The organism is Nocardia brasiliensis, from assembly GCF_011801125.1.
GTDB classification, from domain to species: Bacteria; Actinomycetota; Actinomycetes; order Mycobacteriales; family Mycobacteriaceae; genus Nocardia; species Nocardia brasiliensis_C.
Map to the genome: position 1 here is coordinate 7,409,339 of NZ_CP046171.1, position 25,993 is coordinate 7,435,331.

23 protein-coding genes are annotated in these 25,993 nt (G+C 70.0%); 7 read left to right on the plus strand and 16 right to left on the minus strand.

What is annotated here, in order from left to right; all coding sequences use genetic code 11:
• Position 1 precedes the first annotated feature (1 nt).
• Entirely contained in the window at positions 2-724 is a 723-nt protein-coding gene (locus tag F5X71_RS33920) for a TetR/AcrR family transcriptional regulator (protein WP_167465646.1), read from the minus strand.
• A 325-nt stretch (positions 725-1,049) separates the two neighbouring features.
• Between F5X71_RS33920 and F5X71_RS33925 the strand changes: the two genes are divergently transcribed.
• The 3 genes from F5X71_RS33925 to F5X71_RS33935 all read left to right on the plus strand — a co-directional run bounded on the left by F5X71_RS33925 (position 1,050) and on the right by F5X71_RS33935 (position 5,262).
• Positions 1,050-1,832 carry an MFS transporter gene (locus F5X71_RS33925; protein ID WP_238815606.1) on the plus strand — a complete coding sequence of 261 codons (783 nt, stop codon included), beginning with the start codon at positions 1,050-1,052 and terminating at the stop codon, positions 1,830-1,832.
• A 98-nt stretch (positions 1,833-1,930) separates the two neighbouring features.
• A complete protein-coding gene (locus tag F5X71_RS33930; protein WP_238815607.1) occupies positions 1,931-3,244 on the plus strand; it encodes a bifunctional glycosyltransferase family 2/GtrA family protein in 1,314 nt (437 codons plus the stop codon).
• Entirely contained in the window at positions 3,241-5,262 is a 2,022-nt protein-coding gene (locus F5X71_RS33935; protein ID WP_174817190.1) for a glycosyltransferase family 39 protein, read from the plus strand. The genes F5X71_RS33930 and F5X71_RS33935 overlap by 4 nt, the downstream gene beginning before the upstream one ends.
• 61 nt (positions 5,263-5,323) lie before the next feature.
• Here the strand turns inward: F5X71_RS33935 and F5X71_RS33940 are convergent, their stop codons facing one another.
• From F5X71_RS33940 to F5X71_RS33975, 8 genes are all read right to left on the minus strand, one after another.
• Complete coding sequence (locus tag F5X71_RS33940; RefSeq protein ID WP_167465647.1) at positions 5,324-6,211, minus strand: phosphotransferase family protein; 888 nt, start codon at positions 6,209-6,211, stop codon at positions 5,324-5,326.
• Between the two features lie 784 nt (positions 6,212-6,995).
• Entirely contained in the window at positions 6,996-7,610 is a 615-nt protein-coding gene (locus F5X71_RS33945) for a TetR/AcrR family transcriptional regulator (protein ID WP_167465648.1), read from the minus strand.
• 5 nt (positions 7,611-7,615) lie between these two features.
• The gene (locus F5X71_RS33950; protein WP_167465649.1) at positions 7,616-8,398 is read right to left on the minus strand and encodes an enoyl-CoA hydratase family protein; all 783 of its coding nucleotides are present in this window, start codon (positions 8,396-8,398) and stop codon (positions 7,616-7,618) included.
• 58 nt (positions 8,399-8,456) lie between these two features.
• On the minus strand, positions 8,457-9,617 hold the full coding sequence (locus F5X71_RS33955; protein ID WP_167465650.1) for an acyl-CoA dehydrogenase family protein: 1,161 nt from the start codon (positions 9,615-9,617) through the stop codon (positions 8,457-8,459).
• A 73-nt stretch (positions 9,618-9,690) separates the two neighbouring features.
• A complete protein-coding gene (locus tag F5X71_RS33960; RefSeq protein WP_238815608.1) occupies positions 9,691-11,748 on the minus strand; it encodes a biotin carboxylase N-terminal domain-containing protein in 2,058 nt (685 codons plus the stop codon).
• Between the two features lie 7 nt (positions 11,749-11,755).
• Positions 11,756-13,354, minus strand: coding sequence for an acyl-CoA carboxylase subunit beta (locus F5X71_RS33965; protein WP_167465651.1), 1,599 nt, complete (start codon positions 13,352-13,354; stop codon positions 11,756-11,758).
• Complete coding sequence (locus F5X71_RS33970; RefSeq protein ID WP_167465652.1) at positions 13,351-14,496, minus strand: acyl-CoA dehydrogenase family protein; 1,146 nt, start codon at positions 14,494-14,496, stop codon at positions 13,351-13,353. The genes F5X71_RS33965 and F5X71_RS33970 overlap by 4 nt, the downstream gene beginning before the upstream one ends.
• Before the next feature lie 57 nt (positions 14,497-14,553).
• Positions 14,554-16,275, minus strand: coding sequence for an acyclic terpene utilization AtuA family protein (locus F5X71_RS33975; RefSeq protein WP_167465653.1), 1,722 nt, complete (start codon positions 16,273-16,275; stop codon positions 14,554-14,556).
• 197 nt (positions 16,276-16,472) lie between these two features.
• Here F5X71_RS33975 and F5X71_RS33980 point away from each other — a divergent pair, with 197 nt between their 5' ends.
• Positions 16,473-16,634 (plus strand): hypothetical protein, encoded by a 162-nt coding sequence (locus F5X71_RS33980; protein WP_167465654.1) that lies wholly within the window; start codon positions 16,473-16,475, stop codon positions 16,632-16,634.
• A gap of 1 nt (position 16,635) precedes the next feature.
• Here the strand turns inward: F5X71_RS33980 and F5X71_RS33985 are convergent, their stop codons facing one another.
• The 6 genes from F5X71_RS33985 to thiO all read right to left on the minus strand — a co-directional run bounded on the left by F5X71_RS33985 (position 16,636) and on the right by thiO (position 21,865).
• Positions 16,636-17,559 carry an adenylate/guanylate cyclase domain-containing protein gene (locus F5X71_RS33985; RefSeq protein ID WP_174817191.1) on the minus strand — a complete coding sequence of 308 codons (924 nt, stop codon included), beginning with the start codon at positions 17,557-17,559 and terminating at the stop codon, positions 16,636-16,638.
• 373 nt (positions 17,560-17,932) lie between these two features.
• Positions 17,933-18,694, minus strand: a complete 762-nt coding sequence (locus F5X71_RS33990) for an ABC transporter permease (protein ID WP_167465655.1) — start codon at positions 18,692-18,694, stop codon at positions 17,933-17,935.
• Positions 18,694-19,638 (minus strand): ABC transporter ATP-binding protein, encoded by a 945-nt coding sequence (locus F5X71_RS33995; protein WP_167465656.1) that lies wholly within the window; start codon positions 19,636-19,638, stop codon positions 18,694-18,696. The genes F5X71_RS33990 and F5X71_RS33995 overlap by 1 nt, the downstream gene beginning before the upstream one ends.
• Positions 19,639-19,798: 160 nt before the next feature.
• Positions 19,799-20,563, minus strand: a complete 765-nt coding sequence (locus F5X71_RS34000) for a thiazole synthase (protein WP_167465657.1) — start codon at positions 20,561-20,563, stop codon at positions 19,799-19,801.
• A complete protein-coding gene (gene thiS, locus F5X71_RS34005; RefSeq protein WP_167465658.1) occupies positions 20,556-20,774 on the minus strand; it encodes a sulfur carrier protein ThiS in 219 nt (72 codons plus the stop codon). The genes F5X71_RS34000 and thiS overlap by 8 nt, the downstream gene beginning before the upstream one ends.
• Complete coding sequence (gene thiO, locus F5X71_RS34010) at positions 20,771-21,865, minus strand: glycine oxidase ThiO (RefSeq protein ID WP_167465659.1); 1,095 nt, start codon at positions 21,863-21,865, stop codon at positions 20,771-20,773. Before thiO ends, thiS begins: the two co-directional genes overlap by 4 nt.
• A gap of 169 nt (positions 21,866-22,034) precedes the next feature.
• On the opposite strand from thiO, the gene thiE reads away from it, so the two are divergent.
• Positions 22,035-22,733, plus strand: a complete 699-nt coding sequence (gene thiE, locus F5X71_RS34015) for a thiamine phosphate synthase (RefSeq protein ID WP_167465660.1) — start codon at positions 22,035-22,037, stop codon at positions 22,731-22,733.
• 46 nt (positions 22,734-22,779) lie between these two features.
• On the opposite strand, the gene F5X71_RS34020 is transcribed toward thiE, so the two are convergent.
• On the minus strand, positions 22,780-23,445 hold the full coding sequence (locus tag F5X71_RS34020) for an NUDIX hydrolase (protein ID WP_167465661.1): 666 nt from the start codon (positions 23,443-23,445) through the stop codon (positions 22,780-22,782).
• A gap of 181 nt (positions 23,446-23,626) precedes the next feature.
• On the opposite strand from F5X71_RS34020, the gene F5X71_RS34025 reads away from it, so the two are divergent.
• Together F5X71_RS34025 and F5X71_RS34030 are read left to right on the plus strand one after the other, a co-directional pair.
• The gene (locus F5X71_RS34025) at positions 23,627-25,015 is read left to right on the plus strand and encodes a hypothetical protein (RefSeq protein WP_167465662.1); all 1,389 of its coding nucleotides are present in this window, start codon (positions 23,627-23,629) and stop codon (positions 25,013-25,015) included.
• On the plus strand, positions 25,012-25,992 hold the full coding sequence (locus tag F5X71_RS34030; protein ID WP_167465663.1) for a glutamate ABC transporter substrate-binding protein: 981 nt from the start codon (positions 25,012-25,014) through the stop codon (positions 25,990-25,992). Before F5X71_RS34025 ends, F5X71_RS34030 begins: the two co-directional genes overlap by 4 nt.
• The last annotated feature ends 1 nt before the right edge of the window (position 25,993 follow it).

The window sequence follows — 25,993 nt, forward strand, 5'->3', positions numbered from 1 at the left end:
GCTATTCGCTCGCGAAGGCCAGGTGCAGTGGCAGGTCGGCGTCGATGGTGATGCCGTTGAGCCGGGCGTTCGTCTCGGTCAGCGCGGAAATGGTCGCGGCGAGATAGGCGACGAACTTCTCGATCGGCATGGCCTGGGGCGAGCCCCGGTTCGCGCCGAGCCACCAGTCCGTGGCCGAGGCGACCGCGCCGAAGATCGAGTAGATGACCAGTTCCACCCCGTCGACCTCGACCGCCTTGTCCGCGAGCAGCCCGGCGAACAGGTCGGCGGCGCGCCGCGCCGATTGCCTGGCCGACTGCAACGCCCGTTCCGAATCGTCGGACTGCTGCGCGAAATGGCTGTGCAGCATGAACCGGAAGACGTTCGGATGCTCCGACACCACGAGCACGTACTCGGCGGCGCCACGGCGCACGAGCTCGCGCGCCGAATCGTTGGTCAGGTCGAAGCTGGCGATGATCTGTTCCCACAGCATGTCGCGGACCCGGTCGACGATCGCGTTGTAGAGATCGGTCTTGTCCTCGAAATGCCGATACAGCTTGGGCTTCGCGGCGCCCGCCTCCTTGGCGATATCGCCCATGCTGACGTCGGGGCCGAACTTGTCCAGCGCGCGGAAGGCCGCGTCCACGAACTCCTCGCGCACCTTGAGCCGGTGTTCGCGCCAGCGCTCCGTGCGTGCGTCGACGCGCTTGCGCGGCACCTCGTCCAGTTTTCGCCCGCTGCGCATCACAATTCCGGATGCTACCCGCTACCGGCGGTACCGAGGCCACCGTCCGGCCGTTGACCGCGCCCTGAACCGCGCGGCGCGACAGCTCCCGACGCCGACCCAGGCGCCTTCGATCCGTGGCCGCGCCGCGTAGTCCCGCCCACGAGCGCCTCGGTGTGCCACTCCACCGATCGACAGGCGCCACGCCGGGCATTCCGTATCACGGTGCGGCCCTTCGGTTTCGCTGCGCGCGGGACGGCACCGGCGCGGGCGGGGTGAGCCGGCCAGCGGTGATCCGGGCGCCCGCCTGTTTGCAGCGCTCCAGCACCGGGGTCAGCTCGAAGCTGTGTACGCCCTCGAGAGTGGCCAGCTTCGTCGTGACGTAGCGGTACAGGTCGTCGGCGGTCGCCGCGCGGGCGCGCTGTTCTTCGGGGCCTTCGGCGCGCTGATGTACACCCAGATCTGGCTGCAGTCGGTGCTCGGGCTCAGCGCGATCCAGGCAGGCGCGGTCGGACTTCCGTTGTCGGTCATGGCGTTTCTGGTTTCCGGCAGCATCGGCCGGTTCCTGCACGGTGCGCGCCGCGGGCCGATCATCGCGGGCGGGCTCGCCGCGACGGGTGTCGGCGGCCTCCTCGGCGCACTGCTGGTGCACGGCGAATCCAGCTGGGCCGCACTGGTTCCCGGGTTCCTTGCGGTCGGTCTCGGGGTGGGCCTCGCCACCGCGACGCTGAGTTCGGCGGCCATGGCCGCGGTGCCGTGGCAGCGGGCGGGCATGGCCACCGGCGCGCTCAACACCGCGCAGGAGTTGAGCTTCACCTTCGCGATCGCGACGCCCGGCAGCGTGTTCACCGCCCGTGCGGGCGCCGTGCTCGCCGCGCACGATGTGCCGCAGGCGCAGGCCACGGCAGGCGCGGTCGCGGGCGGACAGTCCGCGACGCTGCTGCAGGTGGCACCGGCCGAGGCCCGCGCCGCCCTCGACGGCGCGATCCGGGCCGCGGCCGCGGCGGGTGTGCAGGCCACACTCGCGGTGAGCGGGATCATCGCTCTGCTGGGCGCGGCCGCGGCATTGATCCTGCTGCGCCGTCGCGAGCCCGCGGCCCCTGCGGCGAAGACGCCGGTACTCAGCTGACCCACGGGCGCTGCCACGGGGCGGGCGGACGGTCACCCTCAGGAACCTCACAGCTGAGGCCCAGCTCCGTGGCAGCGTGACCGTCGAGGGTGGTCGGCATGACCGAGACTGTGACCGTCGCGGCTGCGGAAAGAGCCGAGAAAAGCGGGACACCCGTGCTCGATGTGGTGATTCCGGTCTATAACGAGGAGACCGACCTCGGCGTCTGTGTGCGCAGGCTGCACGCGTATCTGCGCGAGGGGTTCCCCTTCACCGCGCGGATCACGGTCGCCGACAACGCCAGCACCGACGCCACCCTCGAGGTGGCACGGTTGCTCGCCGACGAACTCGACGGCGTACGGGTGGTTCACCTGGACGCCAAGGGCCGGGGACGGGCGCTGCGCGCGGTGTGGGAGCACTCCGACGCCCAGGTGGTCGCCTACATGGACGTCGACCTGTCCACCGACCTCAACGCGTTGCTGCCGCTGGTCGCGCCCCTGATCACCGGGCATTCCGACCTGGCCATCGGCACCCGGCTCAGCGCGTCGTCGCGGGTGGTGCGCGGACCGAAGCGGGAATTCATCTCCCGGTGCTACAACCTATTACTGAAAGCGTCACTGCAAGCGCGGTTTTCGGATGCCCAGTGCGGGTTCAAGGCGATACGCACCGAGGTGGCGCGCCGGCTGCTCCCGCTGGTGCGCGACGGCGAGTGGTTCTTCGACACCGAACTGCTGGTGCTCGCCGAACGGGCCGGGCTGCGCATCCACGAGGTGCCGGTGGATTGGATCGACGACCCGGACAGCCGGGTCGACATCCTGGACACCGCGCGCAAGGACCTGCTCGGCATCGGACGGCTCGGCCGGGCCCTGGCCACCGGTGCGCTCCCGATGGACGAGCTGCGCCGCGCGCTGGGCCGGGAGCCGCTGGTGCCGGGCGTGCCGCTCGGGATGGTCGGCCAGCTGGTGCGCTTCGCCATCGTCGGCATCCTCAGCACCCTGGCCTATCTGCTGCTTTATGTTGTGCTGCAATCGTTCACCGGTGCGCAGGTGGCCAATTTCCTCGCCCTGCTGAGCACCGCCGTCGCGAACACCGCGGCCAACCGGGCGTTCACCTTCGGCGTGCGCGGGTCCACCGGCGTGGTCTCGCATCAGTTCCAAGGACTGGCGATCTTCGGCATCGGGCTGGCCCTGACCAGCGGATCGCTGTTCACCCTGCACCACTGGGCGCCGGACGCCCCGGTGCATCTGGAGTTGTTCGTGCTGGTAGTGGCGAACCTGCTGGCGACCATTCTGCGCTTCGTCGGGTTGCGCTGGGTCTTCCGCAACGCGCCCGACCGCTCGTCCCGCACGGCGGTGACGGTGCGGCCCGAGCCGGACGGCGCACCGGCCGTGACCGGCTCGGCGGTGCCGCGCACCGAGGGCGGCGCGCGGTGACGACGACGCTGACGGCACCGGCGGCGGTACCGGAGCGGCCCGTGACCGAGCGCGGAAATCGTTGGGAAATACCGGCTTTGGCGGCGTTGCTGATCGGTACCACCATCGCCTACCTGACCAACCTGAGCGCCAACGGCTGGGCCAACTCGTTCTATTCCGCCGCGGTACAGGCCGGTTCGGTCTCCTGGAAGGCGTTCTTCTTCGGCTCATCGGACGCGGCGAACTCGATCACCGTAGACAAACCGCCCGCCTCGCTGTGGCTGATGGAGCTGTCGGTGCGGGCGTTCGGCCTGAACAGCTGGAGCATCCTGGTGCCGCAGGTGCTGCTCGGCGTGGCCACCGTCGCGCTGGTCTGGGCCACCGTGCGCAGGCCGTTCGGGCCCGCCGCCGGGCTGCTCGCCGGACTGGCACTCGCGCTGACTCCCGTCGCCGTGCTGATGTTCCGCTTCAACAACCCGGACGCGCTGCTGGTTTTCCTGATGGTGGCCGCGGCATGGGCGCTCACCCGCGCGGTCGAGGACGGCCGGTGGCGCTGGCTGGTGCTCACCGGCGTGCTGGTCGGGTTCGGCTTCCTCACCAAACAATTGCAGGTGCTGTTGGTCGTGCCGCCGCTCGCGCTGACCTATCTGATCGCCGGTCCACCGAAACTCGGCAAACGCGTGCTGCAACTGCTGGCCGCGGCGGCCGCCATGGTCGCGGCGGCGGGCTGGTGGTTGCTGGCGGTCGAGCTGTGGCCCACCGACGCGCGGCCGTGGATCGGTGGGTCGCAACACAATTCGATTCTCGAGCTCACCCTCGGCTACAACGGGCTCGGCCGGTTGAACGGCGATGAGCGCGGCAGCGTCGGCATCGGCGGTGCGGATCTACCGACCGGCGGGGGCGGCCTCTGGGGCAGTCCGAGCATCATCCGCATGTTCGAGCCCGCACAGGGCGGTCAGATCGCCTGGCTGATCCCCGCCGCCCTGATCGCGCTGGTCGCCGGGATCATCTTGCGCGGCAAGGCCGCCCGCACCGATCGGCAACGCGCCGGGCTGATCCTGTGGGGTGGCTGGTTGCTGACGACCGGACTGGTGTTCAGTTTCATGGCCGGGATCTTCCACCAGTACTACACCGTGGCGCTGGCACCCGCGGTGGCCGCGCTGGTCGGCGCGGGCGCGGTATTGCTATGGCGGGAACGGCGGAGGCTGTGGGTGCGGCCGACCCTGGCGCTCGCGGTCGGCCTGACAACGGCGACGGCCTGGATGTTGTTGTCCCGCAGCGCCCATTGGCAACCGTGGCTGCGGTGGACGGTGCTCGTCGTCGGCATCCTCGCGGTGCTCGCGACACTGGTGCCCACGCCCGGCAAGGCGGCCGTCGTCGCCGCGCTCGCCATCGCGTTCACCGGTTCGGCCGGGCCGACCGCGTACGCCGTCGACACCATCGCCACCGCGCACGCGGGCTCGATCCCGTCGGCGGGCCCGAATGTCGGCCGGTTCGGGAAGTTCGGTCCCGGCGGATGGGCCGAGGGCATGCCGGGCGGCCGGATGCCGAACGGCGACGGGGCGCCTGGCCACAACGGCCCCGTGCCGGGTGCACCGCCGGACGGTCCGGGCGGTCCGGGCGCGGCGGCGGGTCACGGTCCCGAAATGATGACCGGCCCGATGGGCGGCATCTTCGGCGCGAGCAAGCCCAGCGACAAGATCGTCACTCTGCTCGAACAGCACGCAGGCAACTACACATGGGTGGCCGCCGCCATCGGTTCCACCAACGCGGCGGGCTACCAACTCGCCACCGAGCTTCCGGTGCTGCCGATCGGCGGCTTCAACGGCAGCGACCCGGCGCCGACCCTGGCGCAGTTCGAACAGTATGTGGCAGAAGGGAAGATCCACTATTTCATCGGCGGCAATCGCGAGCGCGAGGGCGGCCCCGGCGACGGCGGGCGCTCCGGCAGCAGCGAGATCACCCAGTGGGTCAAGGACAACTACACCGCCATCGAGGTGGACGGCGTAACCCTCTACGACCTCACCGCCACCCGGTAGCGCCGCCGATCCGCACCGGCGCCGCCGGTGCGGATCTCGGGTGTACCCCGCGAAGTAGGCGCTACAGTTCGGCGATCAGCTTGCCGTACACCGTGTCTCGGATCTTCGGGCTGAGATCGGCTTGGGTGGTGAGCAATTCGAGCATTCGCAGGATCTGCAGGGCGCGCACGCGCTCGGCGAGATCGGGCTCGTCGGGGTCGAACTTCGCGGCCTCGAGAAACACCGGCCACGCCGGTGCCAGCACGTCCGCGCCCGCGAAGCCGACCGACCAGGCCCACCACGCGGGATCGAAGAGCGGGTCGGCGAGCCGGACTGACTCGAAATCCAAGAGCCCGGTGATGGTTTCGCCGTCGATGAGAATATTGACCGGGTTGAAATCCCCGTGCGCGAGCACGACCCCGCGATCGGCGAACAGCGCGGGATAGGTCTTCAGAACGTGATCCAGGCTCGCGCGCCGCGCGCCGGACAGCTCGGGCTCGAGCCTGGCCGCCCAACCGCTCGCCTGCTTGATCAGACGGGCCGGGGCGGCCCAGAGATCGTCGAGCGGCAGGCCCGCGGTCGGCAGCCGGCGAAACGCCGCGAGCAGCACGCCCATCTCCCGCGCGATGGCCGGAAAGCGCGCGCTGTCGGGTCCGCTCGCCGCGCTGGCGGGCACCGGCACGCCGGGCAGCGCGTCGAAGACGATCCAGGCGGGGTCGGCGTCGAGATCGAAACGGCGGATGCGCGGGATGGCGATGCCGCGCTTCGCGGCGGGCTCCAGCAGCGTGTGCATGATCCGCAACCTGCGCTCCGCGTCGTCGGGGTCGCGGTAGCGCTGCAGGACCATTCGGTCGCCGTCGGCCAGGGTGAGCAGGTCGGTACGGTTCTGGAAGCCCCACTCGGCAGGCGCGCTGCCGGCAATCGGCTGACCGAGTGTCTGCTCGAGCCCGCCGTACTCCGCTCTGTCCATACGCCAGACCCTAAGGCAAGCAAGGACGGTTGCGCGCGGTTCAGCTCAGGTGCGCCGACGACCGCCGCGGGTGCGCGCCGACGCGCCGAACCCGCGGACCCGCGAAAGCCGGTGAACCGCACCGCGTCACCCCTGACTATGGGCGTCGACAAGGCACCGTTGTAGTCAATGCCGTGCAGCCATGAGTTCGGGCGATGACCGTTTCTTCACTGCTGTCGGCACTTCCCCGCAGGCACTCGCGACGCGCGAGCCCGAACCGACCCAGCTCGCGCAGGAAGAACTCATGGCCTCGCTCGACGGCGCGAGCACGGAGATCATCGTGCGCGGCGCCAAAGCGCTCGCCCTCTTGCTCGGCCACGTGCCACCCGGGGCGCAACCGCAGAACGCGAACATGATCGGCGCGTACGTGCACACCGCGGCCGACGCCCTAACGTGCGCGCAAGCACCTGCCCGGCGCCCGAGACCGCGGCGATGTGCCGCGACACCGCGGGCCAGGCCCCCACCGTCGGCGCGTTCAATCTCGTTGCCCCCAAAGGTGACTGGATAGCGAACGAGGGCATGCCCGCGGATATCCCGCTGCTCGGCGGCGCCAGGGTGCTGGTGCTCGACCCGCCGCCGTACGAGCGCCGGTGGCCCGCAAGCCGCTACTTTCCGTTCGTACCGGCCGATCTCGTGCTGGAGCGCCCGCTCACCACCGAGGAGGCGGCGCAGTGGTTCGCACACGTCCGTCCGGCGCACAGCCCGACCGCGGGTGTCCACGAGAACCACAGGCGGACAACTGATCTCAGTGCCGGGAGTGCAGCGCCTCGTGCAGCGTCGCCGCCCACTGTCCCACGATGTCCTTGCGCCGCGCGGAGTCGTCGGTGAGCACATCGGCCAGCCCGAGCCCACGCGCCATGTCCAGCGTGGCCTGCACCAGATGGTGGGCGACCGGGTCGGAGTCGTCCACCCCGAGCGCCTCCACCGCGCGCCGGTGCGAGATCCGGCCGAACTTGGCTTCCAGCGGGACGATGCGCTCGCGCAGCGCCGGGTCGGCGGCCGCGTGCGTCCACACCTGCAGCGCCGCCTTGAACAGCGGGCTGGTGTAGGACTCGACCAGCCCGGCGACCACCGCCTCGGTGCGACCGACCCCGCTGGCCACCTCGGCCATCGCCGCCGCCTCGTCCTTGGCCTGCTGTGTCCTGGTATCGAACATGTACTCGAGCGCGGCGGTGATCAGGTCCTCTCTGGTGGGGAAGTGATGCTGGGCCGCGCCCCTGGACACCCCGGCGCGCTCGGCGACCACCGCGACCGTCGCCGCCGCCCAGCCTGTCTCGGCCAGGCAGTCGATGGTCGCCTCCAGCAGGCGCTGCCGGGTGGCTCGGCTGCGGTCCTGCTTGGGCTCGTGGGGTGTCGCCATAGGGGTTATTCTGCCCAGCTCGCGGGACGGCGCTGCAGGAAGGCCAGCATGCCCTCGTGAACCTCGGGGGTGCCGAAGAAGCTCGCCGAGCGTTGCGCGAGCTCCTCGGCCGAGGTGTCGAACTCGGCGAGCATGGCCGCGTTGACCAGCCGCTTGCTCTCGGCCAGCCCCTGCGGGGAGCCTTTGCGCAGCTCGGCGCGCAGCCGCGCCACCTCGGCGGCCGGGTCGTCGACGCCCGCGGTGATCAGCCCGATCCGCTCGGCGACCGCGGCGTCGAACTTCTCGCCGGTCAGGAAGTAGCGCGCCGCCGCGCGGGAGCTGAGCCGCGGCAGCAGGGTGAGCGAGATCATGAACGGGGCCAGCCCGATGCGCACCTCGGTCAACGCGAAGCTGCTCGTCGGCCCGGCCACCGCGATATCGCAGGCCGCGACGATGCCCATGCCGCCCGCTCGCACGTTGCCGTCGATCTGGGCGATCACCGGTTTGGGTGTGGCGATCAGGCTGCGCAGCACGCCGATCATCACGCGGGTGCGCTCGTCGGCGGCCACCGCGGGATCGGCATTGCTGGCCTCGGACAGATCGGCGCCCGCGCAGAAGGTGTTGCCGGTGTGGGTGAGGATGATGCCGCGCACGTTGTCGTCGGCGGCGGCCGCCTCGAACCCCCGCAGGAGTTCGGTCACCAGCTTCGACGACAGCGCGTTGCGGTTGTGCGGCGAATCCAGCGTGAGCGTCGCGAAACCGTCCGCGACGTCGTAGCGGACGTAGGGCGCGGTGGATGTCTCGGTCATCTAGTCTCCTGTCGCCCCGCCGGGATACCGCGCGCGGCAACCCGGCGGGCGGACGTGGTCAGTAGGACTTGGGCAGGCCGAGCGAGTACTGCGCGACGAAGTTCAGCACCATCTCGCGGCTCACCGGGGCGATCCGGCCGATCCGCGCGGCGGCCAGCATCGCGGCCAGGCCGTACTCCTTGGTCAGACCCGCGCCACCGTGGGTCTGGATGGCCTGGTCCAGCGCCTTGATACTGGCCTCTGCCGCAGCGTATTTCGCCATGTTCGCGGCCTCGGCGGCGCCCATCTCGTCGCCGAGGTCGTACAGCGTCGCGGCCTTGCGCATCATCAGCTTGGCCAGCTCCAGCTCGATCTTCACCTGCGCCAGCGGATGCGAAATGCCCTGGTGCGCACCGATCGGCGTCTTCCACACCGTGCGCTCCTTGGCGTACTCCACCGCGCGGTCGATGGCGTAGCGGCCGAGGCCGATCGCCATCGCCGCACCCATCACCCGCTCCGGGTTGAGCCCGGCGAACAGCTGCATCAGCGCGGCGTCCTCCTTGCCGACCAACGCGTTCGCGGGCAGGCGCACGTCATCGAGGAACAGCGTGAACTGGTGATCCGGCTCGATGATGTCCATTTCCTGCGGCGTCTTGTGGAAGCCCGGCGCATCGGTCGGCACGATGAACAGCGCGGGCTTGAGCTTGCCGGTCTTGTGATCCTCGGTGCGCGACACGATCAGCACGGCCTCTGCCTGATCCACACCGGAGATGAAGATCTTGCGGCCGTTGAGGATCCAGTCCTCGCCGTCGCGGCGCGCGGTGGTGGTGATCTGGTGCGAGTTGGAACCCGCGTCCGGCTCGGTGATGCCGAAGACCATCTTGCCGCTGCCGTCGCCGAGCTTGGGCAGCCACGTCCGCTTCTGTTCCTCGGTGCCGTACTTGGTGAGGATAGTGCCGCAAATGGCCGGGGAGACCACCATCAGCAGCAGGCCCGCGCCCTGCGCGGACAGCTCCTCCATCACCAGCGCCAGCTCGTAGAGCCCCGCGCCACCGCCGCCGTACTCCTCCGGCAGATTGACCCCGAGGAAGCCGAGTTTGCCCGCCTCGTCCCACAATTCGGTGAGCGGCTCGTTCGCGCGGGCCTTCGGCAACACGTAGTCGCGATAGTTGTACTTCGCCGCGAGCGCGGCCACCGCAGCCCGTAACGCCTGCTGTTCCTCGGTCTCCACAAAACTCATGCCCGCACCTCGCTGACGCTCGGTTCCGGCGTGGGCTTCGCACGCCGGCACATGATTCGTACGCTGCGCTCTCTCATTTCGCCTCCTGGGTTTCGATGCTCTCGGCGGGGTCGACGACGGCGAGGACGGCGCCGACGTCGACCTGCTGACCGACGGTGACATTGACGGCGCTGAGCACGCCGGCGGCGGGCGCGGCGATGGTGTGCTCCATCTTCATCGCCTCCAGCCACAGGATGGGTTGGCCCTGTTCCACCTGGCTGCCGACCTCGGCACCGAGCCGGATCACGCTGCCCGGCATGGGCGCGAGCAGCGAGCCGGTGGCCACCTGATCGGCCGGATCGCTGAAACGGGGCAGCTTGCGCGCGCTGACCGGACCGAGCGGCGAGTCGACGCACACCAGATCGCCGTACCTGGCGACGGCGAAATGCCTACGGACCGTGCCGCGTGCGCCGGGCACCGCGAGCACGACCCGCTCGGCGCTCGCCTCGACGAGCTCGAGCCCGTCGTGCCCGTCCACCGTGACGACCCCGCGGGTGAACCGGTAGCCGATGTCGTGCGTGCCGCTGGTGCGGCTCTCGAACAGTTTGTGCGTCGACTGCGACGGCAGATTGCGCCAGCCGCTGGGCAGCCCACCGCCGACGCGGGCCGCGGCGCGGTTGGCCGCGGCATCGGCAAGGGCGGCGGCCACCAGCGACAGCGCCTCATCCGACTCGGGCACCAAAGGCGCTGCCAGCGTGTCCAATCCGTGCGTGGCGAAGAAGGCGGTGTCGGTGTCACCGGCCAGGAAGGCCGGGTGGCGCAGCACCCGCACCAGCAGGTCGCGGTTGGTCACCAGGCCGTGGATCTTGGCCCGCTGCAACGCGGTGGCCAGCAGACGCGCTGCCTCGGTCCGGGTCTCGGCGTAGGAGATGACCTTGGCCAGCATCGGATCGTAGTGCACCCCGACCACCGAACCGTCCACCACACCGGTGTCCAGCCGCACCCCCGGACGGTCGAGCAGATCGAATTCGGTACGCACCAAAGGGATATCGAGCCGGTGCACAGTGCCGCTCTGCGGCTGCCAGTCCTGCGCCGGATCCTCGGCGTAGAGCCGGACCTCGATCGAATGTCCGCGCATCGCGGGCGGTTGCGCGGGCAGCGCGGCGCCAGCGGCCACGTCCAATTGCAGGCGAACGAGATCCAGGCCGGTGGTGCACTCGGTGACCGGATGCTCGACCTGCAGGCGGGTATTCATCTCGAGGAAGAAGAACTCACCGCGCTCGTCGGCAAGGAACTCCACCGTGCCGGCGCCGGTGTAGCCGATCGCGCCCGCGGCCAGCCGGGCCGCCTCGAACAGCCGCTCGCGCATCCCCTCGGTGCGCTCGACCAGCGGCGAGGGCGCCTCCTCGACCACCTTCTGATGCCTGCGCTGGATGGAGCATTCCCGCTCGCCGACCGCCCAGATGGTGCCGTGGGTATCCGCGAGCACCTGTACCTCGATGTGCCTGCCGGTCTCCAGGTACCGCTCGCAGAACACCGTCGGATCGCCGAACGCGGACTCGGCCTCGCGGCGCGCCGCTTCGATCTGCGGGGTCAGCTCGGCCAGGCTGCGAACCACCCGCATGCCGCGACCGCCGCCGCCCGCCGACGCCTTGATCAGCACCGGCAGGTGGTCCGCGGTGACCTCGGCCGGATCCAGCTCGGCGAGCACCGGCACACCCGCGGCGTCCATCATCTTCTTCGAGGCGACCTTCGAGCCCATCTGCTCGATGGCCTCGACCGGCGGGCCGATCCACACCAGCCCCGCCGCCAGCACCGCCCTGGCGAAATCGGCGTTCTCGGAGAGGAATCCGTAGCCGGGGTGCACGGCGTCGGCACCGGCGGACAGCGCCGCCTCGATGATCAGATCACCGCGCAGGTAGGTCTCCGCCGGGGTGTTGCCGGGTAGCCGCACGGCCGAATCCGCCTCCGCGACATGCGGAGCCGACGCGTCCGCGTCGGAGTAGACCGCGACCGTGCCGAGCCCGGTACGGCGACAGGTGGCGAACACGCGGCGCGCGATCTCGCCACGGTTGGCGACCAGGACACTCGACAGCCCACCCGGCACCCGACCGCCACCCTCCATGGAATCGCGCTGCGATGCAGTACTCATCAGGCCCTCACATTCGGAAGACGCCGAAGCCGTCGGCGCCCTTGATCGGGGCATTGTGAATGGCCGACAAGGACATTCCCAACACGGTGCGGGTATCACGTGGATCGATGACGCCGTCGTCGTAGAGGCGACCGGACATGAACATGGCCAGCGACTCGGCCTCGATCTGCGCCTCGACCATGGCGCGCATCCCGGCGTCGGCCTCCTCGTTGAACGGCTGGCCCTTGGCTTCGGCCGCCGCCCTGCTGACGATCGAGATGACGCCGGCCAGCTGCGCGCCGCCCATCACGGCGGATTTCGCACTGGGCCAGGCGAACACGAAGCGCGGGTCGTAGGCGCGTCCGCACATGCCGTAGTGCCCGGCGCCGTAGGAGGCGCCCATCAGCACCGAGATGTGCGGGACGGTCGAGTTGGAGACCGCGTTGATCATCATCGCGCCGTGCTTGATGATGCCCTTCTGCTCGTACTCCTTGCCGACCATGTAACCGGTGGTGTTGTGCAGGAAAAGCAGTGGGGTGTCGGTCTTGTTGGCCAGCTGGATGAACTGGGTGGCCTTCTGGGATTCCTCGGAGAACAGCACGCCGCGCGCGTTGGCCAGGATGCCGATCGGATAGCCGTGCAGCTCCGCCCATCCGGTGACCAGGCTGCTGCCGTAGAGCGGTTTGAATTCGTCGAAGTCGGAGCCGTCGACGATGCGCGCGATCACCTCGCGCGGGTCGAACGGGATCTTCAGATCCGAGGGCACGATGCCGAGCAGATCCTCCGGGTCGTACAGCGGCTCGAGCCCCGCACCGCGCGGTGCGGGGCCCTGCTTGCGCCAGTTGAGCCTGCGGACGATGGCGCGCCCGAGGCGGATCGCGTCCTGCTCGTCGACGGCGTAGTAGTCGGCCAGACCCGAGACGCGGGCGTGCATGTCGGCGCCGCCGAGCGACTCGTCGTCGGACTCCTCGCCGGTCGCCATCTTGACCAGCGGTGGCCCGCCGAGGAACACCTTCGAGCGCTCCTTGATCATCACCACGTGATCGGACATGCCGGGAATGTAGGCGCCGCCCGCCGTGGAATTGCCGAAAACCAGGGCGATGGTGGGGATTCCGGCGGCCGAGGCGCGGGTCAGGTCGCGGAACATGCGGCCGCCCGGCACGAAGACTTCCTTCTGCGTCGGCAGGTCCGCGCCGCCGGACTCGACCAGCGAGATCACCGGCAACCGGTTCTCCCGCACGATGTCGTTGATCCGCAACGTCTTTCGCAGCGTCCACGGATTCGAGGTGCCGCCGCGCACGGTCGGATCGGGCGCGACGATCATGCATTCGACACCCTCGACGATGCCGATGCCCGCGATCGTGCTGGCACCGACGTGGAATTCGCTGCCCCAGCCCGCCAGCGGGCACAGTTCCAGAAACGGCGAATCCTCGTCGATGAGCAGCTCGATGCGCTCGCGCGCGGTGAGCTTTCCGCGCTTGCGATGGCGGGCCAGCTTCTCCGGTCCGCCGCCGGCGATCGCCTTGGCGAACTCCGCCTCGACCTCGGTCAGCTTGGCGGTCATCGCTTCCGCCGCCGCGGTGTAGTCCGGCGCGGCGGTGTCCAAGGTGCTGCGCAGTGTCGTCATGACTGGTACCCCAATCGTTTCGCGGCCAGACCGGTCAGGATCTCGGTGGTGCCGCCACCGATGCCGAGGATGCGCATATCGCGGTACTGGCGTTCGATCTCGGACTCGCGCATGTAGCCGAGGCCGCCGAATAGTTGCACCGCCTGGTTGGCCACCCATTCGCCCGCCTCGACGGCGGTGTTCTTGGCGAAGCAGACCTCGGCGATCAGGTCGGTCTCGCCGTTCGCGCTGCGCTGGGCCACATCCCGGGTGTAGACGCGGGCGACGTCGATGCGCCGGGCCATCTCGGTGACCGTGTTCTGCACGGCCTGCCTGCTGATCAGCGGGCGGCCGAAGGTCTCCCGGCTGCGCACCCACTCGAGGGTGAGATCCAGGCAGCGCTGCGCGCTCGAATACGCCTGCACCGCAAGGCCGACCCGCTCACTGACGAACGCGCCCGCGATCTGGAAGAAGCCGGAGTTCTCCGGGCCGACCAGGTTGGTCACGGGCACGCGCACGTCGACGTAGGACAGCTCGGCGGTGTCGGAGGCGCGCCAGCCCATCTTGTCCAGCTTGCGGCTGACGGTGAACCCGGGCGTGCCCTTCTCCACCACCAGCAGCGAAATGCCTTGCGAGCCGGGCCCGCCCGTGCGCACCGCGGTGACCACGTAATCGGCGCGGCAGCCCGAGGTGATGTAGGTCTTCGCGCCGTTGACGATGTAGTGGTCGCCGTCGCGGCGGGCGGTGGTGGTGAGGTGACCGACGTCGGAGCCGCCGCCGGGCTCGGTGATCGCGAGCGAGCCGATCTTCTCCCCGGCCAGCGTCGGACGCACCCAGCGCTCGAGCTGGTCGGGATCGCCGGCGGCGATCATGTGCGGCACCGCGATGCCGCAGGTGAACAGCGAGGCGAACAACCCACCCGAGGCGCCGGCCTGATGCAGTTCCTCGCACACGATCATCGCGTCGATGCCGTCGCCGCCGGAACCGCCCGCCGATTCCGGGAATTGGATTCCGAGCAGCCCGAGCGCGCCCGCCTTCTTGTGCAGCTCGCGCGGGATCTCCCCGTCGCGCTCCCACTCGTCCAGGTACGGCAGTACTTCGCGCTCCGCGAAACGTCGGACGGTGGCGCGCAATTCGCGGCGTTCGGGGGTGTTCCAGCTCATGCTTCCGCCTCGCCTGCCATGCGCGATGCGCGCTGTGTCACGATTCGCTCTCCCGGTTCACTCATTTGGCAACAGCTCCGTTGGAATGTCGAGATGACGGGACCGCAGCCATTCGCCGAGTCCCTTGGCCTGGGGGTCGAATCGGGCCTGATAGGCGACGCCCTGTCCGAGCAGCCCCTCGATGATGAAGTTGACCGCGCGCAGATTCGGCAGCACGTGCCGGGTGACGGTCAGCGGGGCCGCTTCGGGCAGTAGGTCTTTGACCCGCTCGACGGTGAGTGTGTGCACCAGCCAACGCCATTGGTCCTCGGTGCGCACCCAGACGCCGATATTGGCGTTACCGCCCTTGTCGCCGCTGCGCGCCAGCGCGATGCTGCCCAGCGGTGCGCGCCGGGTCGGCCCGGCGGCCAACGGTTCCGGCAGGGCGGGCTCGGCGACCTCGGCCGGCGTCGAAGTGTCCGTCGCGGGCGCGATATCGATGCGCGAACCGTCCGGCAGCACCGCCACGTGCGGCACCTCGGTCGCGGGCACGTAGCCGGGCGTGTACACCCCGTAGGGCGAGCCGTTGCCGGGCAGGGTGGTGAAGCTGCAGCCGGGATAGCTGGCCAGCGCCAGCTCGACCGCGACGTTGGAGAAGGCACGTCCGACCTTGTTCGGGTCGGCGTCGCGCACCACGCAGCGCAGCAGGGCGCTGGCCTGCTCCTCGGTGTCGGCGTCGGGCCGGTCCAGCCGGGCAAGCGTCCAGTCCAGCTCCGCGGGCTTGGTCGGCAGCCACGACTCCAGCTGCCGCTGTGCCAGTTCGGCTTTCGCCTCGATGTCGAGGCCGGTGAGCACGAAGACCATCTCGTTGCGGAACCCGCCCAGGGTGTTCAGCGAGACCTTCAGCGTGGCGGGCGGCGCCTCGCCGACGACACCGTCGATCAGCACCCGGTCCGGACCGTCGGCGCCGAGGCGCACCGTGTCCAGCCGCGCGGTGACATCCGGCCCGGCGTAACGCGCGCCCTGGATCTCGTACATCAGCTGCGCCGCCACCGTGTCGACGGTGACCGCGCCGCCGGTGCCCGTGTGCTTGGTGATCACACTGCTGCCGTCCCTGCGGATTTCGGCGATCGGGAAGCCCGGCCTGCCGAGGTCGGCGAGTTCGGTGAAGAAGGCGAAGTTGCCGCCGGTGGCCTGGGTGCCGCACTCGATCACGTGCCCGGCCACCACCGCGCCCGCCAGCTCGTCGTAATCGGCTCGGCCCCAGCCGAAGTGGGCCGCCGCCGGGCCGACGATCACCGACGCGTCGGTGACCCGGCCGGTCACCACGATGTCGGCGCCCGCGTTCAAGCACTCCACGATGCCCCAGGCGCCGAGGTAGGCGTTGGCGGTGAGCGGGCTGCCGAGGCCGAGTTCGCCTGCGCGCCCGACCAAATCGTCGCCTTCGACATGGGCGATCTTCGCTTCGAGGCCGAGATCGGCGGCCACCTTGCGCAGCCGCTGCGCGAGACCCGCGGGGTTGAGCCCGCCCGCGTTCGTGACGATCTGCACGTTGCGTTCCAGCGCCAGCCCGAGGCAGTCCTCGATCTGCTTGACGAAGGTCTTGGCGTATCCGAGGCTCGGATCCTTCATCCGGTCGCGGCCGAGGATCAGCATGGTCAATTCGGCGAGATAGTCACCGGTGAGCACGTCGAGCTGCCCACCCTCGAGCATCTCGCGCATCGCGCTGAACCGATCGCCGTAGAAGCCGGAACAGTTGCCGACCCGGAGAACCTCCGGATTCGCGGCCAGCGTACTCATCAGCGGGTATGCCTCCTCTGCGGTGCCGGACCGGCAGGGCACGACCGCGCGCCGCACCCGGAAGTCCGCGTTCCGGGTTCAGCATCACACCGTCCACAGAAAAAAGCAAGCATGCGTGCTTGTTAAGAGGCTGTGCGTCAGATCACCGCGGCACGCGTGTGGAAAGCGACTTGTCAGGACAGAGCACAATGGGCCCCGTGTCTACTGACGTCACCGTGATTGTGTTGATCGCCCTGGCCGGATTCCTGCTCGGCGGGGCGTATACGACCTGGAAGACCGCGCGACCGTTGTCGATCGCGCTCGGGGTCTGCGCGGTACTCGCCGCGGCAGGCGGCGTCGTCTGGTGGATCGGGTCCTGACTCAGCTCTCCGTCAGCCGGAAGATGCGCAGGTCCTCGGGCACCCCGCTCAGCGGCGCGGCGAAGAAGCTGCGACGGTACGGCTTCGCGGCGTAGCCCAGTTCCTCGAGCACTTCGGGCGGCAAGGACTGCAGGGTGGCCTCCGACAGCATGGTGTTGCCGTTGCCGCCCGCCTCCATCACCCTGGCCGCGATGGTGACATCCACGCCGAGCCAGTCGCCGCCGATCTCCCGGGGCGAGCCGGTGTGCAGGCCGATCCGCATCTGCGGGCGGTAGTCGCGCACCTGCACGTCGGCGAGGTTGCGCTTGGCGTTGAGCGCGGCGCGCACCGCGCGCTCGGCCGACGGGAACACCGCCATGACGCCGTCGCCCATCCGCTTGACCACCTGACCGCCGCGCTCGGCGATCGGCGGCTCGATGGCCTTGGCCACGCGGCGCAGCAGCTCGAGGGTCGCCTCGTCGCCCGCCGACAGCGACCAGCTGGAAAAGGCCACCAGATCGGTGAACATGACGGTTACCTCTTGGTTACCCTTGCCGCGGCCGACCCGTTCCAGCATCGCCTGCCAGACCTGCAGCGCGCCGAAGCCGATCTCGCGCGCCGCGCTCGGGGTGTCCCCGACCAGCTTGTCCGCAGCGCGGGCGACCGCGCGGGCGCCGCCGGGGCCCGACACCGAGAGCGGGTCACCGAAAGACGGATCACCGGGCAGCTGTTCGCGCGCCTTGCGGAGCACGCCGATCAGATCGGTCCGGTTGTTCGCCGCGTTCATCAGCGTGGAGAGCTGACCTTTGCGCAGTCCCGCGCGAGAACGCCGGATCGGCCCGTCCTCGTCGACAGGTACCAGCGGAATGACCACCTCGGCAGGCAGGGCATGCTCGCCCTCCGAATCCGAGCCGGGCGCAGCACCGCCGGAAGGTGTTTCGCTCACGTGCAGAGGGTATCTCAGCCGTCCTGCGGCTGGCGGATCGCTGATCATAGCCACCTTGCTACCTCCCGACGGACGCAGCGGGCACGACATTGGGGCCGCCGATGATAACGAGCTGGTTGCTACACCAAACTGTACTCGCGAACCCGGTCGCGTTGAAGCGACGCGATTCACAGTTTGCTATATGTTAACCCAGCGCTCCGACCAGCGATAATGCCGGAAAACATCATCGGCCCGGTGCGGGGGAAACCGCACCGGGCCGATGGTCACACCGTCCACCGGGCAGTGGCAGGCGGTGCGTGGGCGCTCGGACCTCCCGACAAGGCCGGCGCCCGCACCCGAGTGGCGAGGGAGAGCGACTCGGGTAGTTCTCTGGTCAGGCGTCGCGCTGGTTCACCAGGACCAGTGCGGCGCCGTAGACGATCGCCGTGAAGGCGGCGAAGTAGAGCAGGCTGCCCCACGGACCCCAGTGCCAGTTGGCGCCGGACTCCGAGACGCTCAGGAAGCGGCTGGCGTTCTGGAAGGGCAGGAACGGTCCCACGTTGCGACCGAAGCTGCCGAACGCGCCGAGCAGCGGCTCGATCAGCAGCGACCACAGCACGATCAGCGAGATCGCGGCCGCGGACTGGCGCACCAGCACACCGACACCGATCGCGACGGCGATCATCAGGAAGGCGTAGATCGGGATGCCGTAGACCGCCCGCCACTGACCGTCGAGCGCCAGGTCGGTGTTCGGGGCCGAGCCCGCGATCGCCTTGGCCACGCCGATCGCGAGGAAGGCCAGGATCGTGGTGAGCACGGCGCTGAAGACGCCCACCAGCGCGGTCTTGGTCAGTAGCACCTTGGTGCGATTGGGCACCGCCTGGAAGGTCGTCCGGATGACGCCGAAGCGGTACTCGCTGGTCACGGTCAACGCGGCCATGATCATCAGCACCATCACGCCGAATCCGACGACACCCGAGGTCACGGTGCTCACGTCCAGGCTCGGGGTGCCCTCCGCCGGATTGTCCCCGGCGGACTTGACGATCACCGCGAACAGCGCGGCGAGGCCGATGCCGAGCGCGACGACGACCGCCGAGCACCACCAGGGTGACCTGGTCGAGGTGAGCTTGATTCGTTCTGCTGCCAACACGCCCATCAGAGCGCACCTCCCATCACCTGGTCGAAACCTTCGCCGTGGTACTGCACCGCGCCGCCGGTCATCCGCATGAACGCTTCCTCCAGCGAGGCCCGCTGCGGCGCGAGCTCGAACAGCGTGATGTCGTGCGCGCCGGCCAGCTTGCCGACCGCGTCGCTGGCCACGCCCGCGACGACGAGCGCGGGCCCGTCCTGGCCGGAGCCGTCCTCGCGCACGGTCATACCGTTGGAGGTGAGCAGGCTGCGCAGCTGGTCGAGCTGCGGGCTGCGCACGCGCACCGACTGTTCGGAAGCGCGTTCGATGAATTCCTGCGTGGTGGTGTCGGAGATCAACTGTCCGCGCCCGATCACCACGAGGTGCTCGGCGGTCTGCGCCATCTCCGAGAGCAGGTGGCTCGAGACCAGGACGGTGCGGCCCTCGGCGGCCAGGCGCTGCATGAACCGGCGGATCCACAGGATGCCCTCCGGGTCGAGGCCGTTGACCGGCTCGTCGAACAGCAGCACCTGCGGGTCGCCGAGCAGCGCGCCGGCCAGGCCGAGTCGCTGCGACATGCCAAGGGAGAAGCCGCCCGCGGTCTTGCCCGCCACCTCGGACAGGCCGACCAGCCGCAGCACCTCCTCCACCCGCGACTTCGGGATGTCGTTGGAGGCGGCCATCCACTCGAGGTGGGCGCGCGCCGAACGGTTCGGATGCACCCACTTGGCGTCGAGCAGCGCACCGACGGTGCGCAGCGGATGGTCCAGTTCCCGGTACGGCTTGCCAAGGATGTGCGCGGTCCCCGCGGTCGGCTTGTCCAGCCCCAGGATCATCCGCATCGTCGTCGACTTACCGGCACCGTTCGGGCCCAGGAACCCCGTCACCTGTCCGGGTCGAACGGTGAAGGAGAGATCCTGAACCGCGACGGTCTGCCCGTAATGCTTGGTCAGCCCTCTCAGCTCGATCATGACGACCAGCATTCCCGAAAATCCGGCGGCGTGCGTCACCAGAAGGTGTCGATTTCGATCATCCTCGAGGATGATCGAGACCCTGACGAGGTGATACCCGCACCCCGAGGAACCCCCGAAGATCGACTACGCGGGGTCGTCCTCGCGGGATAGGCCCTGGTCAGAGTGCGGGTGAGGACGCCTGCGCCCAGAACCGCTTCGGGATCCGGCCCGCCTGCCTGGCCAGGTAGCCCGCCCGCACCGCGGCCGCCATCGCCTCGGCCATCAACTCCGGTTGACGAGCCCTGGTCACCGCGGTGGCCAGCAGCACGGCCGAGCAGCCAAGCTCCATCGCCAGGGCGGCATCGCTGGCGGTGCCGATGCCCGCGTCCAGGATGACCGGCACCTTCGCCTCGGCGACGATCATCTCGATGTTGTGCGGATTGCCGATGCCGAGGCCGGTACCGATCGGCGCGCCGAGCGGCATCACCGCGACGCAGCCGGCGTCTTCCAGCCTGCGCGCCAGGATCGGATCGTCGGTGGTGTAGGGCAGCACGGTGAAGCCGTCGTCGACCAATTGCTCGGCGGCGGTGAGCAATTCGACCGGATCGGGCAGCAGGGTGCGCTCGTCGGCGACCACCTCCAGCTTCACCCAGTCGGTATCGAGCGCCTCGCGGGCCAGTTGCGCGGTGAGCACCGCCTCGGCCGCGGTACGGCAGCCCGCGGTGTTGGGCAGCGGCTGAATGTCCAAGCGCTTCAACAGATCCAGCACACCGGTGCCACCCGCGGCATCCACCCGGCGCATCGCGACGGTGGTCAGCTCGGTGCCGGAGGCGATCAGCGCCTCCTCCAGCACCGCGAGGTTGTCCGCCCCGCCGGTGCCCATGATGAGGCGGGAACCGAACTCGCGGTCCGCGATGCGCAGCGGTGCGTTCGCCTCAGCCACCCTGGACCGCCGTGAGCACCTCGATCTGCCAGCCACGCCCGACCGGCTCGTCCCAGCGGGACTTGGGGAACACCGCGCCGTCGACCGCCAACGCGATGCCCTGACACGGCAACTCGAGGCGGGTGAGCAGCTCACGCACGGTGATGGTGTCGGCGAACTCGTGATCGGTACCGTTCACGGTGACGCCGATGGGGACGGATGTCGAAGTCATCGAACTCCTCCTGCGGATGACAAGGACGGCGGGTGAGCCGTCGAAAAGCGTTGCGGGTCGGCGTGTTCCGCCTCGGGCAACGAGGTTCCGGCAAGCTGGGCGAGTACCGCGTCCACGCTGAGCGGCATGGTCAGCATGCCGTTGCGGCCGTGGCCCGCGGCCGCGACGATCCGGTCGGTCAGCCTGCCGAGCAGCGGCAGGTTGTCCGGGGTGCCGGGACGCGCGCCCGCGTTGGCCTCGGCCAGCTCGTATTCGCCGATGCTCGGGAAGATCGCCTCGGCATCGGCGATCAGGTCCCTGACCCCGGCGACGGTCACCGCGGTGTCGAAGCCCGCCTCGTACTGGGTCGCGCCGACCACGATGCCGTCGGCACGCGGGACCAGATACAGCGCGCGGCCGTGCACCCTGGCCCGGATCACCCGCCGCGGCGCGGGCGCGACACCGGGCCGCTGCCGCAGCCGCAGGATCTCGCCCTTGACCGGACGGACCGGCAGCTCGGGCCACAACCGGGCCGACGCGGCGCCCGCGGCGAGCACGATCTGATCATGATCGAGGGCGTCGAGCGACTCGACCGCCTCGGCGCGGATGCGCACCCCGGCCGTCTCGGCCGCGCGGCGCAAACCGGCCACCAGGCGCCGGTTGTCGATCGCAGGCTCGGCGGGCGCGTGCAGGCCCGCGCGCACCGTGCGCGCCAGGGACGGCTCCAGCTCGCGCACGCCCGCGCGGTCGAGCAGCCGCAGATCGTGGCCGCGGCCACCGACCCACTCGGCGACCGTGCGCAGATCGGCGACATCGGCGACATCGAGCGCGACGGTCAGGGTCGCGTCGGCCACCAGCACATCGACACCGGTGGCAGCCTCCAGCCGGGCGGCGAACTCGGGCCAGCGGGCCAGCGCCGCCGCGCCGAAATCGAGGACCCGATCCTCCCCCGGCCATCCCTCCGACAGCGGGGCGAGCATGCCGCCCGCCACCCAGGAGGCCCCGGAGCCGACGGCGGGATCGAAGAGGGTGACCGACCACCCCGTCTCGGCGGCCCGCCAGGCCACACCGAGCCCGATGACGCCGCCACCGACGACGGCCAGCGTCCGCATCCGTTCCACCTGCCTTTGTATCTGGTCGGCGACGTTCCGCGTGCCGTCCTGGTCGCCCGTGCGCGAGCCCGGGTCGGCCGCCGTTTCCGGCCACCGTGCGACCGGCCGACGGGCCGGGCGCTCGTGCCGCCGTTCGCTTCCCCACGGTAGCGCGGCTACGGTCGAAGGCGTGCAACCGTCCCACCCCAATCGACCCGCATCACCCAGGGAGCGCTTGGCCACCGCTCGGCTCTATCTCTGCACCGACGCCCGCCGAGAAAAGGGCGACCTGGCCAAGTTCGCCGAAGCCGCGCTCGCGGGTGGGGTCGACATCATCCAGCTCCGCGACAAGGGTTCGCCCGGCGAGGCGAAGTTCGGCCCGCTCGAGGCGCGCGCCGAACTCGGTGCGCTCGCCGAACTCAAGGCCGCGGCCCGCAGGCACGGCGCACTGGTCGCGGTGAACGATCGCGCCGACATCGCGCTGGCCGCGGGCGCCGACATCCTGCACCTCGGGCAGGGTGACCTGCCGCCCTGGTACGCCCGCCGCATCCTGGGCCAGGACGTGGTGATCGGCCGCTCAACGCACAACCGCGCGCAGGCCGGTCTCGCCGCGATCGACGAGCACATCGACTACTTCTGCACCGGCCCGGTGTACGCCACCCCGACCAAGCCCGGCCGCCAGGCCGCAGGCCTGGACCTGGTGCGTTCCACCGCCGACGCGCACCCGACCCGGCCGTGGTTCGCGATCGGCGGCATCGACGCGCACCGCCTGCCCGAGGTGCTCGACGCGGGCGCGACCAGGATCGTGGTGGTCCGCGCGATCACCGACGCCGACGATCCGCAATCGGCGGCACACGCACTGAAGACCGCGCTGCTCGCCAACGCCTGACCGCTCGAACAGCTTGTGCAGGTGGCAGTCCCGACGCTCGGCACCCTCAGGAGAGCACTTGGCCTCTGGTGAGCGAGAGCACGGTGCCCGACGCCGCGTCGCCGGTGGCGGTGTCGCTGATCCGTGCGTAGCCACCGGGGCCGTCCGGATCGGTGTGCAGCCAGAAGAAGCCGCGGGCGGCCAGGTCGACAGTGCGCGGCAGCGCCGCCGCGACGGCACCGTCGGCTTCGTGTTCGTCGAGGCAGACCCGGGCGGGCGCGGCGCGCAGGCCCGGCCATGCGGCGGCGAAGCCGGGGTGCAGCAGCCGCGCGTCGACCTCGGCCTCCGGCACCCAGGCCAGTTCGGCGCTTTCCCGGTTGCGGCTGGTCGGCAGGGTCGAACCGGCGTCGGCGATCACCGTCGTATAGGTCCAGCCGCTCTGCGCGGAGGCGGTCACCCGCGCGCCGCGCACGCGCACCTCGGCCGGATCGATGCCCGCTTCCTCCCACGCCTCGCGCACCGCGGCGTGCACCGGGGTCTCGTGGCTGTCCCTGGCACCGCCGGGCAGGGCCCAGGTACCGCCCTGATGGCTCCACGCCGCCCGGTGCTGCATCAACACCGCGGCACCGCCGTCGGTGAGCGGCGCGCGCAGCAGCAGACCCGCGGCACCGAAGCGGCCCCAATGTTTCAATCCGTCGGGGCCCCGCGACCACCCGTCACCGTCACCACGCATCTCGTACCCATCTTCATCCAGCCGTCGCCGGACCTACCGCTGACTGCCAACCAGGGGTATTTCACACGCCACGGCGCCACTACGACCACAATAAACTCCGCACCAGCACACGCGGAGCGATCGATCGGCCGGTCCGACCGTCGAGAAATCCGCGAATACGGCCCAGACTGAGGAGGTGGACATGGCTCGAACCGGGCAGACAGCGACAGCACTACGACCGTCGTCGATCGCCGAGCCGGCCGCTGCGAACAGTCCGGCGGCACTGCGGGTCGCGCTCGTGCGCGAGCAGTTCGATCCCGCCCGGCTCCGGCTGTTCGCCCGCTCCTCCCCCGGCCGTTTGATCGCGATCGGGCTGCTGCTCATCGGGTTGTGCGTGGCCGCGGGCTGGGTGACCGGCGCGACCGTCGGCGACCGGCAGCAGGCGCTCACCGTGCTGCTCAACGACACCGAGCCGGATTCCTACTCCGCGCACCGGCTCTACACCTCGCTGTCCATCGCCGACGCGGCCGCGAGCACCGCGTTCATCGCGGGCGGGCTGGAGCCGCAGGCGGTGCGCGATCGCTACACCCAGGCCATCGGCGAGGCGGCCGCGGAGCTGGTGGCGCAGACCGGACATCCCCGCGGCGCCGGGTCCGCGGTGACCGACACGACCGACACGAACCTGCGGATCGGAATTGCTACCCGATTGCCGGTCTATACCGGGATCGTCGAGACCGCGCGGACCAACAACCGCAGCGGGTATCCGGTCGGCGGCGCGTACTTGAGCGAAGCGTCCAACCAGATGCAGACCGATGTACTGCCGATGGCCGAGGAACTGCAGAACCGGCGTTCGGCGGCGGTGACCGAGGCACAGCGCAATCACGTCCGGCCGCCGTGGACCGCGATCGTGCTGCTGGTCCTCGCGCTGGCGGCGCTGGTGTGGGCGCAGATCGATCTCGCCAAGCGCTGGCGCCGCGTGCTCAATCCCGGCCTGCTGTTCGCCTCGGCCGCGGTGGTCATCCTGCTGGTGTGGACGGTGGTCGCGGGCGCCATCTCGGCCACCTCGATGATCCGGGCCCGTGACGACGGCGCGGTGCCCGCCTCCCGGCTCACCGAGAGCCGAATCCTGGCCCAGCAGGCCCGTTCCGCGGAAACGCTCAAGCTCGCCCGCCGCGACGCCACCGGCGATTACGATCGCACCTTCGACACGAACATCGCCCGCCTGGCCGACCTGCTCGGCGGGTACCCGAGCACCGCGCCCGCCGCCGACGAGGTGCGCAATGCCGTACCGGCACTGTCGCGTTGGCGGGTGGCGCACCAGCGGATGAACGACACCCTGGCGCGTGGCGACTTCAACGGCGCGGCGACGGTGGCGACCGGCCCCAGCGCCTCCGATGCCGCGGTCCAGGTCGAGGCGCTGGACAGCGCGCTGGAGAAGGGCATCGACAAGACGCGTAACACGTTACGGGACAACATATCCCGCGCCGCCTGGGTGCTCGACTTCATGGGCCCCGGCGCGTTGCTGCTCGGCATCCTCGCCGCGGGGTGTGTCGGAATCGGCCTCTGGCCTCGATTACGGGAGTACCGATGAGCCCCGGGCGCGGTCTGCTCGCCGCCACACTGGCCACGGTCGCGTTGCTCGCCGGCTGTAGCGGCCACACCGCCGCACCGCTGCCGACCAACACGACCAAGTACACCGAGCCGCCGTTTCCGGCCAAAGCCATTCCCGTGCTGACGGATTCGCCGTTCTCGTCGGACAAGCCGCCGCAATGCGGCGACCCGACGCTGAGTCTGCGGCCCACCGGCGACCAGGCGGGGGCGCGCGGCCCGAGCATCGACGCGATCCGGGCGCGCGGGCGCCTGCTCGTCGGCTTGGACGCGGGCAGCAACCTTTTCAGCTTCCGCGATCCGATCACCGGCTCCATCGTCGGCTTCGACTCCGATATCGCCCGCGAGGTCGCCCGCGACCTGCTCGGCAGCCCGGATCTGGTCGAGTATCGGATGCTCGGCTCCGCCGACCGGGAAAACGCCCTGCAGAGCCACGATGTGGACATCGTCGCGAAAACCATGACGATCACCTGCGAGCGACGGCAGAAGGTCACCTTCTCCACCGTCTATCTGCACTCCTACCAGCGGGTGCTGGCGCTGAAGAACTCCGGGATCAACGGCATCGGCGATCTGGCGGGCAAGCGGGTGTGCGTGGTGCGCGGCACCACCTCGCTGGACCGCATCCGCGTGCAGCAGCCCGCCGCCACCATTCTCACGGTGCCGAATTGGGCGGACTGTCTGGTCGTGCTGCAGCAGGGCCAGGTCGACGCGGTGACCACCGACGACTCCATCCTCGCCGGGCTGGCCGCACAGGACCCCTACACCCAGGTGGTCGGGGACAAGATCAGCGTGGAGCCCTACGGCATCGGCATCCCCAAGGGGGACGACGATCTGGTGCGTTTCGTGAACGGCACGCTGGAACGTATTCGCAACGACGGCACCTGGGATCGCTTCTACCGGCAGTGGTTGTCGGTCCTCGGCCCGTCGCCCGGTCCGCCCACACCGAGCTACCTGGACTGAC

What these genes read in the sequence shown, in the direction of transcription:
- F5X71_RS33920 (WP_167465646.1), bottom strand. Translation starts at nt 724, where the DNA reads ATGCGCAGCGGGCGAAAACTGGACGAGGTGCCGCGCAAGCGCGTCGAC.
- F5X71_RS33930 (WP_238815607.1), top strand. Translation starts at nt 1,931, where the DNA reads ATGACCGAGACTGTGACCGTCGCGGCTGCGGAAAGAGCCGAGAAAAGC.
- F5X71_RS33940 (WP_167465647.1), bottom strand. Translation starts at nt 6,211, where the DNA reads ATGGACAGAGCGGAGTACGGCGGGCTCGAGCAGACACTCGGTCAGCCG.
- F5X71_RS33945 (WP_167465648.1), bottom strand. Translation starts at nt 7,610, where the DNA reads ATGGCGACACCCCACGAGCCCAAGCAGGACCGCAGCCGAGCCACCCGG.
- F5X71_RS33950 (WP_167465649.1), bottom strand. Translation starts at nt 8,398, where the DNA reads ATGACCGAGACATCCACCGCGCCCTACGTCCGCTACGACGTCGCGGAC.
- F5X71_RS33955 (WP_167465650.1), bottom strand. Translation starts at nt 9,617, where the DNA reads ATGAGTTTTGTGGAGACCGAGGAACAGCAGGCGTTACGGGCTGCGGTG.
- F5X71_RS33960 (WP_238815608.1), bottom strand. Translation starts at nt 11,748, where the DNA reads ATGAGTACTGCATCGCAGCGCGATTCCATGGAGGGTGGCGGTCGGGTG.
- F5X71_RS33965 (WP_167465651.1), bottom strand. Translation starts at nt 13,354, where the DNA reads ATGACGACACTGCGCAGCACCTTGGACACCGCCGCGCCGGACTACACC.
- F5X71_RS33970 (WP_167465652.1), bottom strand. Translation starts at nt 14,496, where the DNA reads ATGAGCTGGAACACCCCCGAACGCCGCGAATTGCGCGCCACCGTCCGA.
- F5X71_RS33975 (WP_167465653.1), bottom strand. Translation starts at nt 16,275, where the DNA reads ATGAGTACGCTGGCCGCGAATCCGGAGGTTCTCCGGGTCGGCAACTGT.
- F5X71_RS33990 (WP_167465655.1), bottom strand. Translation starts at nt 18,694, where the DNA reads ATGGGCGTGTTGGCAGCAGAACGAATCAAGCTCACCTCGACCAGGTCA.
- F5X71_RS33995 (WP_167465656.1), bottom strand. Translation starts at nt 19,638, where the DNA reads ATGATCGAGCTGAGAGGGCTGACCAAGCATTACGGGCAGACCGTCGCG.
- thiS (WP_167465658.1), bottom strand. Translation starts at nt 20,774, where the DNA reads ATGACTTCGACATCCGTCCCCATCGGCGTCACCGTGAACGGTACCGAT.
- thiO (WP_167465659.1), bottom strand. Translation starts at nt 21,865, where the DNA reads ATGCGGACGCTGGCCGTCGTCGGTGGCGGCGTCATCGGGCTCGGTGTG.
- F5X71_RS34020 (WP_167465661.1), bottom strand. Translation starts at nt 23,445, where the DNA reads ATGCGTGGTGACGGTGACGGGTGGTCGCGGGGCCCCGACGGATTGAAA.
- F5X71_RS34025 (WP_167465662.1), top strand. Translation starts at nt 23,627, where the DNA reads ATGGCTCGAACCGGGCAGACAGCGACAGCACTACGACCGTCGTCGATC.
- F5X71_RS34030 (WP_167465663.1), top strand. Translation starts at nt 25,012, where the DNA reads ATGAGCCCCGGGCGCGGTCTGCTCGCCGCCACACTGGCCACGGTCGCG.